The sequence below is a fragment of the Halomonas sp. genome (assembly GCF_029263665.1).
GTDB lineage: Bacteria > Pseudomonadota > Gammaproteobacteria > Pseudomonadales > Halomonadaceae > Halomonas.
In genome coordinates this window covers 221,032-239,381 of sequence record NZ_JAJUFQ010000006.1, presented here as the reverse complement: position 1 = coordinate 239,381, position 18,350 = coordinate 221,032, and the positions used below count along the sequence as shown (strand labels likewise).

15 protein-coding genes are annotated in these 18,350 nt (G+C 58.0%); 5 read left to right on the top strand and 10 right to left on the bottom strand.

Annotated elements, in window-relative coordinates:
* Positions 1–837 (top strand): AraC family transcriptional regulator, encoded by an 837-nt coding sequence (locus Q1K07_RS08835; RefSeq protein WP_300309902.1) that lies wholly within the window; start codon positions 1–3, stop codon positions 835–837.
* Positions 838–875: 38 nt separating this feature from the next.
* On the opposite strand, the gene Q1K07_RS08830 is transcribed toward Q1K07_RS08835, so the two are convergent.
* Positions 876–1,469: a LysE family translocator gene (locus Q1K07_RS08830; protein WP_300309900.1), complete on the bottom strand. Its 594-nt coding sequence runs from the start codon at positions 1,467–1,469 to the stop codon at positions 876–878.
* A 217-nt stretch (positions 1,470–1,686) separates the two neighbouring features.
* Between Q1K07_RS08830 and Q1K07_RS08825 the strand changes: the two genes are divergently transcribed.
* Both Q1K07_RS08825 and betT read left to right on the top strand, forming a co-directional pair.
* On the top strand, positions 1,687–2,343 hold the full coding sequence (locus tag Q1K07_RS08825; RefSeq protein ID WP_300309898.1) for a hypothetical protein: 657 nt from the start codon (positions 1,687–1,689) through the stop codon (positions 2,341–2,343).
* Positions 2,344–2,679: 336 nt separating this feature from the next.
* Positions 2,680–4,734 carry a choline BCCT transporter BetT gene (gene betT, locus Q1K07_RS08820; protein ID WP_300309896.1) on the top strand — a complete coding sequence of 685 codons (2,055 nt, stop codon included), beginning with the start codon at positions 2,680–2,682 and terminating at the stop codon, positions 4,732–4,734.
* A gap of 151 nt (positions 4,735–4,885) precedes the next feature.
* Here the strand turns inward: betT and uxuA are convergent, their stop codons facing one another.
* From uxuA to Q1K07_RS08780, 8 genes are all read right to left on the bottom strand, one after another.
* Positions 4,886–6,064 carry a mannonate dehydratase gene (gene uxuA / locus Q1K07_RS08815; RefSeq protein WP_300309894.1) on the bottom strand — a complete coding sequence of 393 codons (1,179 nt, stop codon included), beginning with the start codon at positions 6,062–6,064 and terminating at the stop codon, positions 4,886–4,888.
* 27 nt (positions 6,065–6,091) lie between these two features.
* Positions 6,092–7,552 (bottom strand): mannitol dehydrogenase family protein, encoded by a 1,461-nt coding sequence (locus tag Q1K07_RS08810; protein WP_300309892.1) that lies wholly within the window; start codon positions 7,550–7,552, stop codon positions 6,092–6,094.
* A 5-nt stretch (positions 7,553–7,557) separates the two neighbouring features.
* On the bottom strand, positions 7,558–8,838 hold the full coding sequence (locus Q1K07_RS08805) for a TRAP transporter large permease (protein WP_300309890.1): 1,281 nt from the start codon (positions 8,836–8,838) through the stop codon (positions 7,558–7,560).
* On the bottom strand, positions 8,838–9,407 hold the full coding sequence (locus Q1K07_RS08800) for a TRAP transporter small permease (protein WP_300309888.1): 570 nt from the start codon (positions 9,405–9,407) through the stop codon (positions 8,838–8,840). Before Q1K07_RS08800 ends, Q1K07_RS08805 begins: the two co-directional genes overlap by 1 nt.
* An 80-nt stretch (positions 9,408–9,487) precedes the next feature.
* Positions 9,488–10,468, bottom strand: coding sequence for a TRAP transporter substrate-binding protein (locus tag Q1K07_RS08795; protein ID WP_300309886.1), 981 nt, complete (start codon positions 10,466–10,468; stop codon positions 9,488–9,490).
* A 73-nt stretch (positions 10,469–10,541) separates the two neighbouring features.
* Complete coding sequence (locus Q1K07_RS08790; protein WP_300309884.1) at positions 10,542–11,564, bottom strand: Zn-dependent oxidoreductase; 1,023 nt, start codon at positions 11,562–11,564, stop codon at positions 10,542–10,544.
* A gap of 84 nt (positions 11,565–11,648) precedes the next feature.
* Positions 11,649–12,860, bottom strand: a complete 1,212-nt coding sequence (gene manD, locus Q1K07_RS08785) for a D-mannonate dehydratase ManD (RefSeq protein WP_300309882.1) — start codon at positions 12,858–12,860, stop codon at positions 11,649–11,651.
* The gene (locus Q1K07_RS08780) at positions 12,857–13,594 is read right to left on the bottom strand and encodes a GntR family transcriptional regulator (RefSeq protein ID WP_300309880.1); all 738 of its coding nucleotides are present in this window, start codon (positions 13,592–13,594) and stop codon (positions 12,857–12,859) included. The genes manD and Q1K07_RS08780 overlap by 4 nt, the downstream gene beginning before the upstream one ends.
* A 144-nt stretch (positions 13,595–13,738) precedes the next feature.
* Here Q1K07_RS08780 and Q1K07_RS08775 point away from each other — a divergent pair, with 144 nt between their 5' ends.
* The gene (locus Q1K07_RS08775; protein WP_300309878.1) at positions 13,739–14,920 is read left to right on the top strand and encodes an alpha-hydroxy acid oxidase; all 1,182 of its coding nucleotides are present in this window, start codon (positions 13,739–13,741) and stop codon (positions 14,918–14,920) included.
* Positions 14,921–15,035: 115 nt separating this feature from the next.
* Here the strand turns inward: Q1K07_RS08775 and Q1K07_RS08770 are convergent, their stop codons facing one another.
* On the bottom strand, positions 15,036–16,565 hold the full coding sequence (locus tag Q1K07_RS08770) for a carbohydrate porin (RefSeq protein WP_300309876.1): 1,530 nt from the start codon (positions 16,563–16,565) through the stop codon (positions 15,036–15,038).
* Between the two features lie 511 nt (positions 16,566–17,076).
* On the opposite strand from Q1K07_RS08770, the gene Q1K07_RS08765 reads away from it, so the two are divergent.
* On the top strand, positions 17,077–18,345 hold the full coding sequence (locus Q1K07_RS08765) for an ABC transporter substrate-binding protein (protein ID WP_300309874.1): 1,269 nt from the start codon (positions 17,077–17,079) through the stop codon (positions 18,343–18,345).
* Positions 18,346–18,350 lie beyond the last annotated feature (5 nt).

Below are 18,350 nucleotides of genomic sequence, written 5' to 3'. Positions count from 1 at the left end.
ATGTCAGCCCCGATGCAGACCGTATCCCGCTTCCTGCGCCACCCCCTGCTACCGCAGGTGGAGATACGCAGGGTGTCCAGCGGCAACGCCCTGAGCCATGCGCGGCACAGTCACGACTGTCATTCTTTCGGGGCGATCCGTTCGGGGCGTTCGTCCTATGCCAACGGCAGCAAGCGCATCGATGTCAGCAGCGGTGACGTGGTTGTGGTCAACCCTGGCGATGGCCATGCCTGCAACGCTCTGCCTGAACATCCATGGGGCTACGACATGCTCTACATGGACAGCACCTGGCTGACTGAACGCTGCCAGGTACCACCAGGAGCCGCTTACTGCGATATCCCCATGTTCAGTGCCCTGACCAGCCGAGAGCCCCGGCTGCACCAGGCCATCGTGACACTGGGAAATGCGCTGGAGAACATGCACAGTACTCGCCTGGAGCTCGAAAGTCATTGTGAAGTCCTTGCCGGCATCCTGCGTGATACGCTGCATCCTCAGCATATTCAAGCCGTGTCACCACGCCATCTGGAGCATGCACGGGAATACCTGGCAGAGCACTGGCAACAGGACCTCAGCCTGGAAGCCCTGTGTACGGTGGCCGAGTGCGGCGCCACCAGCCTGATCAATGGCTTTCGCCGCCACTATGGCATGACACCACATGCCATGCTGATTGACCTGCGCATCCGCCAGGCGCGTCGACGGCTGCGCCAGGGCGATGCCATTGCCAGCGTGGCCCAGGACTGTGGGTTCGCCGACCAGGCCCACTTCCAGCGCACTTTCAAGCGTCTTCTGGCGGCCACCCCTGGACACTACCGCAGCAAGGTACCTGCTCCTCCTTAACCCCTCTTCTGTATCACCTTCCCTTGCCAATGACATCTCTATCCCAGTGCAATCGCCACCGCGCTTGATGCCAGCAGGATGGCCAGTGCCCGATTGAACCAACGCATGTATCCCGGTGTTCCGAGCCATGTCGATAGACGCCCGCCCAGCCATGCCCAACTACCGATAGACAGGGCACACAGCGTCCCCCACAACACGGCGAACCCCGTCACAGCCGTCACATTGCCATCACTGACGAACATCCCCATTCCTGCAACAGACGCCATCCACGCCTTGGGGTTCAACCACTGCATCAAAGCCCCGGTCATGGCCCCGGCAGGCTGCTCGCTACCCGCCATCGCCAGTTGTCCATTGCTGCACATCAGACGCCAGGCCAACCAGCCGAGAAAGCAGACACCCGCCACTTTCACTAGCTGACGCAGCCAAGGTATCTGTTCCCATAAACCCACCAGCCCGATACCCATCAACCAGAGGAGCAGGGTGAAACCCAGACTCGCCCCCAATACCAGCGGGACAGCCTGTCGCCAACCAAACTTCACTGAAGTGGACAACACAAGCAGATTCACCGGCCCTGGCGAGATCGAAGCCGCAATGGCAAAAGCAGACATGGAAAGAAACACACTGGACGACATGACCCGAGCCCCCTGTCATTTATAGAAATGACTGACAGAGTGCCGTCAATGGCATGGCAGGTATTGAAGGAAATTACACTTTCATGAGCTAGCTAACTTGTCTTCTTTTCTACACATTAGCTGCATTCAATTTGCACCAGACGGGTCGATAGTGGAAAGCATCAAGGGGGCATGGTGCCCCGAGAAACAAGACGCACAACGCTGAAGGAGACACACCATGAAGCTATCTTTTGCCAATCGGTCTTTTGCCAACCGATCTTTTGCCCGCAAGGCCCTGCTGCCCGCCGCTATCGCTGCCGCCCTGCTGCCTTTCTCTCTGGGAGCAGTGGCAGGCGACAAGCCCCATGAAGGCTTCGAAGGCCGCGGCCCAGGTCATGAGTTCCGCGCTGACCTGTTCGACCGTGCTGGTATCGACGAAAAAACCCTCGATGCCCTGAAGGCAGCCCGTGATGAACACCGTGAAGCCATGAAGGAACTCAATGACGAGTATCGTGCTCAGCGGGAGGAAATTCTGGGTGAAGATGGCGTCGCAGCCCTGAAGGATGCTGCCCGTCAGATGCACGAAGAGCGCCTGAACAAGCTGTTTGATGAATGGCAGCTGTCCGATGATGACCGCAGCAAGGTCGAGGATACCCTGGCTTCCTTCCGCGGCGACTTCAAGTCTCTGGCTGACCAGGACTACGAAGACCGTGATGAACGCCATGCCGCCTGGGAAGAACTGCGCCAGACCCATCACGATGCACTGGCAGAAGTCCTCAGCGACGAGCAGATCGATGAGCTCAAGAACACCATGATGCCTCCGCGCCACCATAAAGGTCCCGGGCACCACGGCAAACACGGAGACAAGCCGATGCAGGAAGCGCCAACGGCCTGACCCTGCCTTGAGCACCTTACATTAATTCCTTCTCCCCTACTCGACTCACCAATGCCCGGCTTCTGCCGGGCATTGGCATTTCTGGATGACAGCCCCAGTGACAAGGCTTTCAGGACCTATCGTTAACGGCTAATCCACGCTTGGGGTTGAAAGCCGACATGACCGCCTGTATTTTTATTAAACGTCCAATTAATAAAACGCTGTTTCTTCCCCTGACGTCGAGACAGCACGAAGCCCGTGTGCGATCACGGGCCACCATTCACTTATAGGGACACTGATTCATTGCGGTACAACAACAACTAAATCAGTCATTTCCTACTCAAATAGGGCTCGTGCATGTCCATCCTCGATGATGCTTCATCTTCTCGCGACCGCCTCAACCCTGCCGTTTTCCACGGTTCGGTAGCAGGCATCCTGATCTTTCTGATCTACACCATGACCTTCACCGAGCAGGCCGGAAACTTGTTCAGTGCAGGTCTCGCCTGGGTCAATGACACCTTTGGCTGGTACTACATGCTGGCCGCCGTGGCCTACCTGGTGTTCGTCGTGGTCATCAGCATGTCCAAGGTGGGAAATATCCGCCTCGGTCCTGACCATTCCCGCCCGGAGTTCTCGCTGGTCTCCTGGGCTTCCATGCTGTTCGCCGCGGGCATCGGCATCGACCTGCTGTTCTTCTGTGTTGCCGAACCATTGTCACACTACCTGGCGCCACCTGACCTGCCGGCGGAAAGTCAGGAAGCCCTGCGTCAGGCCATTCCTCAGACCTTCCTCCACTGGGGACTCACCGGCTGGGGCATGTACGTGCTGATGGGCATGGCATTGGCCTACTTCAGTTATCGTCACCGCCTGCCACTCGCCATTCGCAGCGCACTCTATCCGTTACTCGGGAAACGCATCTATGGGCCCATTGGTAATGCCGTGGACATCACCGCGGTCATTTCCACTGTGTTCGGTATTGCCACCAGTCTCGGCATCGGTGTGATGCAACTGAATTACGGCCTGACCTTCCTGTTCGGTGTTCCCGAGAGTCTCTCGACCCAGATCGTACTGATCGTACTGGTGGTCATCCTGGCCACCATCTCCGTGGTCACTGGGGTGGAAAAAGGCATTCGCCGCCTGTCTGAATTCAACATGCTGCTGGCCGCCGCTCTACTGCTGTTCGTGCTGTTCCAGGGGCATACCCTGACACTGCTCAATGGTCTGGTACTCAACATTGGTGACTATCTGTCTGGCTTCGTTGCCAAGAGTTTTGACACCTATGCCTATGCCGGCGCCGATGCCCAGGAATGGAAAGGCTGGTGGACCATCTTCTTCTGGGGCTGGTGGATCGCCTGGACTCCGTTCGTTGGTCTGTTCCTGGCACGTATTTCCCGTGGTCGCACCATTCGTCAGTTTGCGGTGGGCGGACTCTTGATCCCTCTCGGCTTCATGATGGCCTGGATGTCCATTTTTGGTAACTCTGCCATCGACATGGTCGCCAACCAGGGGCTCGCCGAACTCGGAGAACAGGCGCTCAATACTCCGCAGACCACCATTTACACCTTCCTGTCCCAGTATCCGTACATCACCACTACGGCTTCTGTGGTGACACTTCTGGGTGTGGTGTTCTTCGTCACTTCTGCCGACTCGGGCGCTCTGGTACTGGCCAACTTCACCTCGATTCTCAGTGATGTGAACCATGACGCACCGATTCGTCTGCGCATCTTCTGGGCTGCGGTCATTGGCCTGATCACCATTGCCCTGCTGATGGCCGGAGGGCTCAGCGCCCTGCAGAGCGCTGTGGTGATCACCGCGCTGCCCTTCTCCCTGGTGATGTTTGCCATCATGATCGGCCTGACCCGCGCCCTGCGCACCGAGACCGGCAAGGCTGACGCCCGCCGGATGGTGGCCCTGAGCGGTGACAACGGCAACTGGCGCGAGCGCCTGGATCATGCCCTGGATACCTCCAACCGGGCCGGTGCCGCCGCCACTATCGAGCATGCCCTGCGTCCCGCTCTCAAGCAGTTCGCCGAAGAGCTGCAAAACCGGGGCCAGGTCGTCCATCTCAGCGAAGCCCAGGAAGAAGGCGCGCCCCTGCCCAGCCTGACCCTGCAGGTGGACTTCGAGGGCATGCAGAGCTTCGTCTATCATGTGCGCCCGCATCGCATGCGCACCCCCAGCTTCCTGCCAGTGGATGACGACTATTACCTGCGCCTGGACGTGCATCTGGCGGAAGGCAGCCTGGGCCAGAACCTCAATGGCTACAGTCGCGGCCAGATCATTCACGACGTGCTAGGCGAATATGAGCGTCACGTGCAGTTCCTGGCCATTTCCCGAGCGGATGGCAACGTCACCCCGGCCATGCCTGGCAGTGTCGGCGAGCCGCCGGAAGGCGCCACTCAGGAGGCCTGAGCCACCCCACCTGTCAGGAAGTCCTGACATGCAAACCCCCCAGTCCGGCGATGCCGGACTGGGGGTTTGTCTTTCCATATTCAGCTTGTAGATGCCGTGCTCGAGTTACAGATACAGCGTTCAGGTCGCAGATAGCCGAGACAACGGCGTATCAGCCCGTCAGCCGCCTGACCGCCATTTCCACGCCACGCAATTCCGCTAGCCCCTTGAGGCGACCGTACAAGGGATACCCCGGTGCGGTGGCGCGGCTCCGGTCATCAAGAATATGGTGACCATGATCAGGACGCAGCGGCAGCCGTGGCCCACCTTCTCGCTCACGCCGACGTTCCTCGTCGACCAGGGCCTGAATCACCGCCACCATGTCAACGTCGCCCGTCAAATGAGGCGCTTCATGGAAGGAACGAGGATCAGGCTGTTCACGCTGTGTCGAACGCAAGTGGGCAAAATAGACCCTCGGACCAAAACGCCGGGCCATCGCCACCAGGTCGTTTTCCGCGCTGACGCCATACGACCCCGTGCACAAGGTGATGCCGTTCGCCGGACTTGTGGACGCCGCCAGAATCCAGTCGGCATCCTGCTGCGTCGAGACCACCCGAGGCAAGCCCAACAATGGGCGAGGGGGATCGTCAGGATGGATGGCCATGCGAATACCCACTTCCTCGGCCACCGGAATGATCGCCTTGAGGAAATTCCCCAGGTTCTCGCGCAGCCTGTCAGCATCGATCTCGGCATATTCCGCCAGCACATCGCGAAACTGCTCAAGCGTGTAGTGTTCCTCTGCCCCTGGCAGGCCAGCAATGATGGTATTGACCAAACGCTCGCGTCCAGGCTCGTCCAGGGCATCGAGATAGGCCCTGGCCTGCGCCTTTTCGACGTCGTCATATTCATGCTCGGCACCACGACGGGCCAGCAGGTAAAGGTCGAAGGCAGCAAAGGCCGTCTGGTCAAAGCGCAACGCCGCGCCACCCTCGGGTAATGGCCAGGCCAGGTCCGTACGTGTCCAATCCAGGACAGGCATGAAGTTGTAGCAGACGACGTCGATACCGCAGGCCGCAAGGTTGCGCAACGTCTGCTGGTAATTGGCGATATACACGTCATGGCCCGGGCTGGCCTTCTTGATGTCCTCATGAACCGGTACGCTCTCCACGACCGACCAGGTGAGGCCAGCCGCTTCGATCATCTGCTTGCGTGCCTGGATGGCCTCCAGCGGCCAGACTGCCCCATTGGGAATATCATGCAGAGCCGTGACAATACCGGTTGCGCCTGTCTGGCGAACTTCTTCCAGTTTGATCGGGTCATCGGGACCGAACCAGCGCCATGTATGTTCCATAAAAAGCTCTTATCAATAATGTTCGTATCAATAATGTTCGAGAGTCGCAGTAACACTACGGGTTTGTAATGCGTGATAGGCATCCACCACCGCGTTGATGAAATGCGCATGCTCAGCGAGTTCAGCAGGAAACACTTCCTCCAGGGAAAGGAAAGCTGTCACCAATGCCTCGGGAGTAGCGTGAGTGGCATGTAACGCAGCAAAACGATCCGCCATGGGATCGTCCACCTTATGCAGGTTGCCCGACAGGTCACTGCCTGCGGTATAGCGTATCCAGCCTGCAACACCGAGCGCAGTACAGCTCACATCACGGCCTGCCTGTAGATTGCTGAGTGTGCCCTGCAACCAGCGTTGGGGCAGCTTCTGGGAACCGTCCATGGCGATCTGATGCAGGCGGTGGCGCAGGCTGTCATTGGCAAATCGCACCAGCAGGCTATCGGCATAGGCGGCAAGATCGCTACCTTCCGGCATGCACAATGTCGGCATGACTTCCTGTTGCATGTAGCGGCGCAGCAACGCCACGAATACAGGCTGTGCAATGGCATCGCTGACCGTATTGATATTCTCCAGTGCGCCCAGATAGGCCAGCAGTGAGTGGCTGCCATTGAGCATACGCAGCTTCATGGTCTCGAACGGAGCCACATCCGCTACCATCTGCACCCCTTCCAGTTCCCAGTCCGGACGCCCTTGGGGAAAATGGTCCTCGACCACCCACTGGCTGAAGGATTCACAGACCACCGCCGCAGGATCATCGACCCCCAACCCGGCAAGATGGGTAAAGTCGCTTTCCGTCATTGCCGGAACAATGCGGTCGACCATGCTGCAGGGAAATGCCACTTGCTGTTCAATCCAGTCAGCCAGTCGAAGATCACGGTGACGCGCCAGTTCAATCACGGCCTGCCGCGTACGCTGCCCATTGTCGGGCATGTTGTCACAACACAGTACCGTGAACGGCGCAAGGCCAGCAGCATGACGCCGGGACAGTGCTTCCACCAGGATTCCCGGTGCTGTCTGCGGGTGTTGAGGATGCTCAAGGTCATGGGCGATGGCAGGGGCATCAAGCAGCAATGCACCACTGCTGGGGTTGAGGTAATAGCCCTTCTCCGTGACCGTAAGCGTCACGATGCGTACCTCGGGCTGGCTCATGCGACCCAGCAGGGCTTCCAGGTCCGGCCCGTCGGGACCGGCATAAAGGGTCTCACGAATGGACGCGATTTCACGCACCGAAGTGTGTCGGCTATCACGCTGTTCCACGACGTGATAGCGCATTCCGACATCCTGCAGTTGTGTTACCAGCGTCTGGTTCGAACGGATATTGGCACTGCATATCCCCCAACTTCCGCCATTGTGCCTAGCCAGATTACGCTCGACATAGACCGCCTGATGGGCCCGGTGGAAGGCACCAAGCCCAAGGTGAACGATGCCGATATCCGCAGCGGAATAATGGCTATCGATTCGCTCAAGGTGTCGTTCGTCTGTATGCGACATGGCGATCATTCTCCCATCAGCAGGTTGGGCAGCCACAGCGAGATCGCTGGCACATAGGACACCAGCAACAACACGATAAGGTTGCAGATCAGGAAGGGAACGATGGCCCGCGCCACTCGCAACATGGGCAGCTTGCCGATACCGGACACCACAAACAGACAGACACCGACAGGGGGAGTCGTCAGACCGATCATCAGATTCAATACCGCCATCACGCCAAAGTGCACAGGGTCCATGCCGATGCCTGTCGCCACGCCCAGCAGCGCCGGGAACAGGATGATCAGGGCGGCAATGGTTTCCATGAATGAACCAACGAACAGCAGGATCAGGTTGAGGATCAGAATGACCACAAGGGGGTTATCACTGATCTGCAGGATGCCATCGGCCAGCAGTTGCGGAATCTGCTGGCTGGTCAATATCCAGCCAAACAGGTTGGCCAGGCCGACCAGCAACATCAGAGACGCAGAGGTCAACACGGTATCCACGAGGATGCCGCGCAGGTTGCTCCAGTTGATGCCCTTGTAGACGAAGGTGCCGACCAGAAGCGCGTAGAGGCTGGCAACGATGGAGGCTTCCGTGGGCGTGAACAGGCCCCCGATGATTCCGTAAAGGATGATGAACGTCATCAACAGTGCCCAGAAGGCACTGCGTCCTTCCTTGAGCAGCTCACGCAGCGTGGCACGTTTTTCCTTGGGATAACCTCGACGCATGGCCAGCCAGTAGACGGTGATCATCATGGCAATGCCGAGCAGCAAGCCAGGAATGGCGCCGGCCAGAAACATGCGTCCGACGGAGATGCCGGACAGCGAACCGACAATGATCATCGGCACGCTGGGAGGAATGATCGGCCCAATGGTAGAGGATGCCGCTGTCACTGCTGCGGCAAAGGGCTTGTCATAGCCCGACTTGGCCATGCCCGGAATCATCACCGAGCCGATGCTGGCCGCATCGGCGACGGCGGTACCGGAAATGCCGCTGAAGATCATCGACCCGCCGACATTGGCGAGCCCCAGACCACCGCGAATATGGCCTACCAGGGCATTGGAAAAGCGCACGATGTGCTGGGTGATGTTGCCCACATTCATCAGGTTCCCCGCCATCACAAAGCCGGGGATGCACAACAGGACAAAGGAATCGATACCAGAGAACATGCGCTGCGGAACAATGGTCAGCGAAATCCCGCTCAGCACCAGATACGCCAGCGACGAAATTCCCAGGCAGAAAGCGATGGGCAGACCTATCAACAACAGGACCAGAAACGTGGAGAAGAGAACAGCGATTTCCATTAGCACGCCTCATGATCAAGTGGTTCACCGCGCACCAGAGCGATGAAGCCTTCCAGTGTGCAGATGACGCTGTAGAAAAACAGTGACGCAAACAGCACCACGGAAGACAGGAAGATGTAGATCATCGGAATACGCAGGGTGGGTGATGTCTGGAAGGCACCGATCTGGGCATACTTCCATGCCTCTGGCAGCACAATCAGTGTGAAGCCTGCGGTCAGTATCGAAATCAGCATCAGATAGGCAGCACGCCCACGAAAGCCCAGGGCACCATGAAACAGTTCGACGTTGACATTGCGGTGGCGATGCAACACGACACCTGCCCCCAGCGACACCATGTAAATGAACAGATAACGCGTCAGCTCTTCTGTCCATGCCATGGTGAATGGCAGGAACAAACGAGACGCCACTTGCAGCAGTACCGTGAGCGACAGGCCGAGCAAAGCCATCACCGCAAGCGACAGCAAGGTCTTGTCCAGTATATCGGCCAACCTGCCGAGAGGCCCCTTGAGTCTCGGGACGCGGTTCAGCACCTCCAGAGACTCCTGTATCTCTTGTGCGGGATCCGACATGGGGTTCTCCATGCATGAAAGGAGACGAGTACCGGGGTGAGATCCAGAGGTCCACCCCGGTGACGATTGCCGTAAAGGGATTACAGGTCCTGGATGGCGTCGTAGATCTCACGCTGTTCATCATCAAGCGCATCAAGCACCGCAGGACGGGCCTTCTCAGCAAAGGCGGCCTGATCCACCTCGACAAACTCCATGCCCTTCTCTTTCAACGACGCCTCCAGGCGCTGCTGGTCTTCACTGAACAACTGCTCTTCGTAGCTCTGCATTTCGCTGGCGGCATCACGCACCACCTGCTGCAGGTCTTCCGGCATGGCATCCAGCTTGTCCTTGCCGATCACCACATAGATCCAGCTACGCACGTGGTCGGTCATGTTCACGTACTGCTGTACTTCATTGAAGCTGGCGCTCTCGATCAAGCTGAGCGGATTCTCCTGGGCTTCGATGGTGTTCTGCTGCAGAGAAGTGAACACTTCAGAGAACGCCATCGGGGTGGGACGCGCGCCCATGGCTTCCCAGGTATCGACAAACAACGGCACATTGGGGACCCGCAGGCGCAGGCCATCGAGATCATCCGGAGACTTGATCGGGCGATTGGATGTCAGCTCACGCGGGCCCCGTTCGAACCAGGCCAGAGGCACCAGGCCAGCACGTTCGGTAATCTGCGCCTCGATCTCGCTGCCAATGTCACTTTCGACGGTCTTGCGCAGATGGTCCTCGTCACGGAACAGGTACGGCACCGCCATCATGGCGGCCTTGGGCGCCCAGTTCTGCAGGCTTTCTCCGGTAATGGTCATGTCGGCCGTACCGAGCTGGATGCTGTTGATGACATCCATCTCGCTGCCCAATTGCTCATTCGGAAAGACCTGCACCTTGATGCGCCCATCGGAATTGGCTTCCACCAGTTCCTTGAACTTGAGCGCTGCCTGGTTCCAGATATTCTCCTCGTTGGCCAGATGGCCGAACTTGAGGGTGAAATCCGCCGCCAGCAATGACTGGCTACCGAGTAATGCAGTGCCCAGCAATGCTCCTGCTACGAAGCGCTTGAACGTTGTTGTTAACATGGCGTAGCTCCTTTCTTATCGGGTCTGACAGTTAGGGGTCTGACAGTTGAGGTCTGGCAATTGGCCGAACGCCTCAGGAGGCGATGTCGACGAGGACCTTGCGGGCCTTCTCGGGAGTGGTGTCGAGCATATGGATCGCTTCAGGCATGTCGCCAAGCGCAACCCGATGACTGATCAAGGCCTTGGGATCCAGTCGACCCGCCTCGATATGCGCTATCACTTCAGGGAACTTGCGGTTATTGAGGCGGGAACCGACAAGTGTCAGCTCCTTCTTGATGACTTCCAGCTGGCTCAGGTCGCTGGGTGTCGGGTTGAAGCCCAGCAGACCGATGCGCCCTGCTGGGCAGGCCATGCGCAACATGGCAGGCAGCATGGCAGGAACACAGGCAGCATCGGCAATCAGCGGAATGCCTTCACCGGAGGTCAGGGCCTGTACGGCCTGTTCCAGGTCCTGCTCACTGCCGTTGATGACATGGCTGGCACCCATGGCACGAGCGGTTTCCAGGCGAGTGTCGAGGATGTCACTGACAATGACGTCTTCTATCCCCATGGCATGGGCCATCTGCAAAATGGTCAGGCCGATGACGCCTGCACCGATGATCAGCAGGCGGTCCCCTGGATATGGGTTCATGCGCGACAGCACATTGGCAGCGATGGAATAAGGTTCGACCAGGGCCGCGGCATCCAGGTCCAGCGTATCCGGCAGACGGTAGGCATTGGCGGCCGGCACATTGACCTGCTCGGCAAAACCGCCATGGCGATGAACGCCGATGACCTGCATGGCAGTACACACGTTGGGCCGCCCTATCCGGCATGGATAGCACTCGCCACAGTTGACCACCGGATCGATGCACACCCGCTCCCCGATTCGGACGGGGTCGACACCTTCACCGACAGCACTGATGACACCGGCAAACTCATGCCCCGTGATGCGCGGAAAACGCACAAAAGCGTTATCGCCATGAATGATGTGCATGTCGGAACCGCAGATACCGGCGAAAGCGACATTGACCAGCACTTCCCTTGCCCCGGGAGACGGCTCTGGCTGTTCACTGACGTCGTAATCGTGCGGGGCCTTGACTTGAAATGCTTGCATGAAACCAACTCCTGAAAATCGTTCGGTGCGCCGAAGTGACCGTATTGATGACTCAAGGAAGCGCTGAATAAATGTTCCTTTCCCCTACCAATGCCAGAGCGTGCCATCCTCCAACCGATTGACCGGCAGGCTGGCTCGACGATAGGGATACTTGGCCGCCGCCTCTTCATCGATGTCGACACCATGCCCGGGAGCTTCGCCGACCAGGAAATGGCCATCTTCGAAGCGATAGTCATGCGGGAAGACCTGATCGGTCAGGTCGTCATGCGGCATGTGTTCCTGAATGCCGAAATTGGGCACCCAGGTATCGAAATGAATCGCGGCGCCCAGACATACAGGCGACAGGTCGGTAGGCCCATGGAAGCCAGTGCGGATATGATAGAGCGCAGCAAAGTCAGCAATACGGCGCACATGAGTGATGCCACCGCCGTGCGTCAGCGGCGTACGGATATAGTCGATCCACTGGTTCTGGATCATCTCCCGATAATCGTGAATCGAGTTGAACACTTCACCGATCGCCAGCGGCGTGGTGGTGTGCTCGCGAATCAGGCGCAGACTTTCCTGGTTTTCGGCGGGTACGCAGTCTTCCAGCCAGAACAGGTGATAAGGCTCGACAGCCTTGCCCAGGCGGGCTGCTTCAATGGGCGTCAAGCGGTGATGGACATCGTGCAGCAGGTGCAGGTCATGGCCAAAGTGCTCACGCACGGCAGCAAACAGCTGCGGTACATGATGGAGGTATTTCTCGCTGCTCCACACATGTTCTGCCGGAATGTCAGCATCCGCCGGCTCATAGCGCTCACCTTCACGCTTGGCCACCCCATAGATCGTCGGAATACCGGGGATACCGGCCTGTACACGCACGGCACGATAGCCCAGCGCAACGTGGCGCTCGACTTCGCTCAAGCAGCTATCGATATCCTTGCCGGTACAGTGGGCATAGGTCATGACCCGCTCGCGACTTCTACCACCCAGCAACTGGTATAGCGGCATGTTCGCGGCCTTGGCCTTGATATCCCACAGCGCCATGTCGACGGCACCGATGGCCGACATCGTGACCGGGCCACGCCGCCAGTAGGCACCGCGATACAGATATTGCCAGATGTCCTCGATGGCACTGGCGTCCTTGCCGATCAAGGCCGGAATCACATGCTCGTCAAGATAAGCGACCACCGCCTGTTCACGGCCATTGAGCGTGGCATCACCAATACCGTAGATACCCTCGTCAGTGACAATCTTGAGCGTCACGAAATTGCGCCCTGGCGAAGTGACGATGGTATAAGCCTGCTCGATCTTCATTGGCTCGCTTCCTTGATAAGTGATTGGGTCTGCTGATCTTCGAACATCTCGGGAAAGCGCTGGACCAGATCGGGCAGAGAGATGAGCACCTCACGCAGGTGAGTGCACATGGCCTCCTCTGCTGCCTCGACATTGCGCTGCTCGATGGCTGCGACGATCTGCGCGTGCTGCTCGATCAGCTTGTCGATCGGTGTACTGTCGGGAACGCTCAGATAGCGCACCCGGTCGAAATGCGCGCGAACTTCTTCAACGACTTTCCAGGCCGCTTGCTGGTTGACGCCCAGGGTCAGAGTGCGATGGAACGCTTCATCCAGGCCGTAGAAGCGATCATGATCCTGAAACTCGACACAGCTGCGCTGACGCGCCAGCAGATCGTTGAGTTCGAAGAGAACCTCTGCACTCAGTCCCTTGCTGGCAGCCAGCCTGACAATGGCCACCTCGATGGCCTCCCGCACGAAGCGGGCCTCGAGCACCGCTTGCTGCGAGATCTTGACCACAAAGGTGCCTCGCTGTGGCCTGACTTCCACCAGCCCTGCTTCGGACAGGCGTATGAAGGCTTCACGAACCGGCTGACGGCTCACCGAGAAGATATCGGCCAGTTCCTTCTCCGACAGCGCCTGCCCCGGTACCAGCACCATCTTGATGATCGACTCACGCAATACCTGATAGAGCCGCGCACGGACCGGATCGTTGGCGCGGGTCTCCTGCCATAACGATTGCAGTGTCGTATTCATGCCATCCCCTCGATGCGATCGGTTTAAGGCGTGGCCGCCTCTTTCTGATATGGCTAGTATGGTAGTATGGTGAAAAAACAAAAAGCACCCAAGCCTTAGACTTTGGTGCTATGACTGCCGCCTGGGACTCAGCAGGAGAACAACGTGAAGCGCCGCCGCTATGCAGGAACCGATTACCGCAAGGCACTCAATATCCAGGACCTGGAACGTATTGCCCAACGCCGCTTGCCCAACTTTGTCTTCGAATACCTGCAGGGAGGGGCCGATGATGAGCGGGCGCTGCACCATAACCGGGCCGTATTCGATGATTACCGCTTCATGCCAAGAACGCTGACCCGGGTTGGCCCACGAGACCTGTCGACCACACTGTTGGGCAGGCAACATGCCCTGCCGCTGGTGATCGGGCCGACAGGTTACAACGGCATGCTGAGCAGAGATGGGGACATCAAGCTGGCCACGGCAGCATCCAGGGCCAACATTCCCTTCGTGCTCAGCAATGTCGCCACCACCTCACTGGAGGACATCGCCGCACTCGAAGGGCTGAATGCCTGGATGCAGATCTACTTCTATCGGGATCGGGATTACGTCAGAAAACTGGTGGATCGCTGCCAGGCGGCCCAGTACGAGACCATTGTGGTCACCACCGACAGTGCCATCTACGGTAACCGTGAATGGGACCTGCGCAACTTCCGCAAGCCCATGCAACCGACCCTGCGCAATCTGCTGCACCTGCTCATGCGCCCACGCTGGATCGCCGATGTCCTGATTCCCGACGGTATGCCGACCTTCAAGAACCTGGACGACCTGCTTCCCCCTGGAAAGCAAAGCGTACAGGGGGCCTCGGCAGTGATTGGCCAGCAACTGGACTCGACGCTCAACTGGGATGACATCGCCTGGCTGCGCGACCGCTGGCCAGGCAAGCTCATCATCAAGGGCATCCTGTCACCCGATGAAGCCGAGCAGGCTGCCAGCCTGGGCGTCGATGCGCTGGTACTTTCCAACCATGGCGGGCGCCAGCTCGACCATGCCTGCTCCCCTGTCGAAGTCCTGCCAGAAGCCAGGCAGCGCATCGGACAACGTTGCCAGCTGTTCGTCGACAGCGGCTTCCGGCGCGGCACGGATGTCGTCAAGGCATTGGCGCTGGGGGCTGATGCCGTGTGGCTAGGACGCACCACATTATATGGCTTGGCGGCTGGAGGCCAGCCAGGGGTCGAGCATGCACTGGATATCCTACACCGGGAGATCGACCGCACGATCGGCCTGTTAGGTGTCGAACGCATCGCCGACCTGAAGGCCAGCATGCTGGTGGCGGGTCAACGCGACTGAGCGGCCATATCAAGAACACATGACAAACCGGCGACCTTTTTGGGTCGCCGGTTTGTCATGCAGGGTTGATGACACGCGAAACGCTTTAGGCAGATAGGCCTCTTTCATACAGAGCCTAGAACCAGGTCTCTGCCTGCACCCCAAACGCCCACTGCCCACCGGCGAACCCTTCCTTGCCGAAGTCGTCGTTGGTCATATAATCGTTCAACTCATCATCCCAGTCGCTGTAGCTGGCAAAGAGGCGAATTTCAGGACGATTCCAGAAGCCTCCCACCTGGGGCTTGAAGGTCGGGGCGATGGTGAAACGGGTATAAGCCCCTTCTGCCGCATCTCCCAGCGCAGCCTGATCGAGATCCATCCACTGATAGGTGCCTTCGTACTGCATTTCGAAGTTGTCAGTGATTTCATGGGCCAGGCGCGCATTGAAGGTCGCCCAGTTGTACTCATCACCCTTGGTGTAACGGTCCTCACTGGCCTGCGCCAGCACTGCCGGCGCAATTCGCCACTTCGGCGCCAGATAGGTGGTGCCATACAACGCCAGACGCGTCGTCTTGGCATCATCAGTCAGGTTGCCGTCGGTACCCAGGCTCTTGACCTCGGCCCCCAGGCCTTCACCGTACAGCAGTGCCGCCTTGAAGCTGCCTTCACCCAGACCAAAGAAGCTATCTCCGTGGTAAGCCAGCATGGTATGGAAACCGCTGTCTGCCGCTTCAACATTCTGGTCGTCGAGAACGCGCTCATCGTTGTCCGCAGCGGACAACCCATTGAGCATCCACTGCCAGTTACCGATACGGTTGTTGATGGTGTAGATCAGGCTATCGGTATCACCGGTGGCCTCGGGGAGGCTGGAATCCACCGGAAAGTCAGAATAGGTACGTCCATAAACGGAGAAGTTGGCTTTCCAGTTATCCGCCAGTTTGACGTCATAGATACCTGCACCAGTACCGGCAAGGAACATGATGTCGCTGTCGAGCCAGTGAATATCGAAATTATCCCGGTCGAAGCGCTTGCCCGCCCACAGCGTGGTGCCTTCGAAAGCACCAGTGAAGCTGGGCAGATCGGACAGTTCGACATAGACCTGGCGCACGTTGAGGTCGGACTCATCGGAAGTCCAGTCATTACTGGTGGTCACGCCATCGGCGATCATCACCTGATAATTGGCCTTGGCACCATTGTCGAATGTCTGGCGATAACCGAGCTGGGTCTCGACATAGGTATCCGGCTCATTGCCCAGGCGCCCCACTGCCCCTCCTGTTGCCCCGGCAGGCGTCACGTAGGGGCCGCCAGGCAGGCTCTTGCCGTCATCACCCAACAGCAGGCCCGAACGGGCATAGGCAGAGAATTCTATGCCTTCATCATCATTCAAGCTGCTGCTGGAGGCCTTCTCTTCGACTGACGTCAAACGCTCTTCCAGAGCGGCATCATTCTGCTGGCGTTGCTCCAACCTGGCTTCGGCCACATCAGCGCGTTGCTCTGCGGCCGCAGCGCGCTGTTCAGCACTGATGATGCGCTGCTCAAGTTCAGCCAAGCGTGCTTCCAATTCAGGCGTCATCTGGGCATTGGCCACTCCGGCCAGGCTCAATCCCGTTGCGGCAATCGCCAGGGCCAAGGGAGTCTTGAGCCGAATCATGGGGTTTGCTGTCATCGCTTCCATCCCGGTTGTTGTTATCGAAACGGTTATCGGAACTGTTGTCAGGACTGTCGTTAGAACTGTCGTTAGAACACCGGAGATAGAACTTAAACGATTTAGACAAACAAGGCAGAAGAAAGTCGTAAAATTACAACCAATGTCTAAATGGAAGGAGCGCTATTTCCCCTGAAGAACCCCTGCCAAGAAAATTTTTACGTATGTTTACTTACTAGCAATTAGCTTTCAAACCACTTCCAAAACCTATTCAACATTCCATAAAATGCAATAAAATCATATTGTTAAAAGAATTAAATCACATCTCTCCCAGCGATTTCTTCGCCAAGAATAAGTTTCTTAACACCAAAGTCGATATTGCAGTGGCACCTATCTGTCATTTAACTAGCGACTAGACAATCTTAAACGATTAAGTTCGTTTCCAACACTTTAGCCAGCAAATCGCCAGGTACTCATCAAATTCCCAGGTGCTAGCCAAATCTCCAGGTACAACAACAAACGAGGTACCCTCATGCGCAAAACGCCACTCTACGCCACTCTTGCACTAGCCAGTCTCTGCGGTCTGGCCCAGGCCCAGGAAGACGCCGACCTGACCATTTCCTGCGGTGCCGTGGGTACCGAGTTGACCTTATGCAAACAGGCCGTGGCCGCCTGGGAAAAAGACACCGGCCATCGCGTCGATGTGGTCACCACCCCCAATTCCTCTACTGAGCGCCTGTCACTCTATCAACAGGTCCTTTCTGCCCAGTCCGGTGACATCGACGTGATGCAGGTTGATGTCGTGTGGCCAGGACTTCTGGCCAACCATCTCGCAGATCTCAATGAATTGCTTGGCGAAGATGCTGGAGCAGGTCATTTCGAGACCATCATCGCCAATAACACGGTGGATGATCGGCTGGTGGCAATGCCCTGGTTCACCGATGCTGGCGTACTCTACTACCGCAAGGACCTGCTGGAGCAATATGGCTTCGATGTGCCGCAGACCTGGGAAGAGCTCACTGACATCGCAACCAGGATTCAGGCCGCAGAACGCGAAGCGGGCAATGGCAAGATGTGGGGCTATGTCTTCCAGGGGCGAGCCTATGAAGGCCTGACCTGCAACGCACTGGAATGGGTAGACAGCTACGGTGGCGGCACCATTGTCGATGACGAGGGTGACATCACCATCGACAACCCCCAGGCCGCCGCCGCCCTGGACCTGGCCGCCAGTTGGATCGGCAGCATCAGTCCGGATGGCGTGCTCAACTACACCGAAGAAGAAGCTCGCGGCATGTTCCAGGCTGGCAATGCGGTATTCATGCGCAACTGGCCCTATGCCTGGGCCCTGTCCCAGAGTGATAGCAGTGATGTCAAGGACAAGGTCGGTGTCAGCCAGTTGCCCCATGGCCCGGATGGCGCAAGTGCCGCAGCGCTCGGCGGCTGGAACCTGGCGGTATCGCGCTATTCCGAGAACCCTGAGCTTGCCGCTGACCTGGTGGCTTACCTGACATCGGAAGATGAGCAGAAGCGCCGTGCAATAGAGGCTTCCTACAATCCGACCATACCTGCCCTGTACAAAGATGAAGAAGTCCTCGCCGCCGTGCCCTTCTTCGGTACGCTTTACGACACCTTCCTGAATGCTGTTGCCCGCCCTTCCTCTGTCACGATGGACAAGTACGGCCGAGTGACCAATGGCTTCTTCAATAGCGTTCACCAGGTCCTGTCCGGTGAACAGAGCGGTGCCGATGCGATGGCCCAGCTCAACAGCGAACTCCAGCGCCTCAAGCGTCGTCGTTGGTGAGCGAG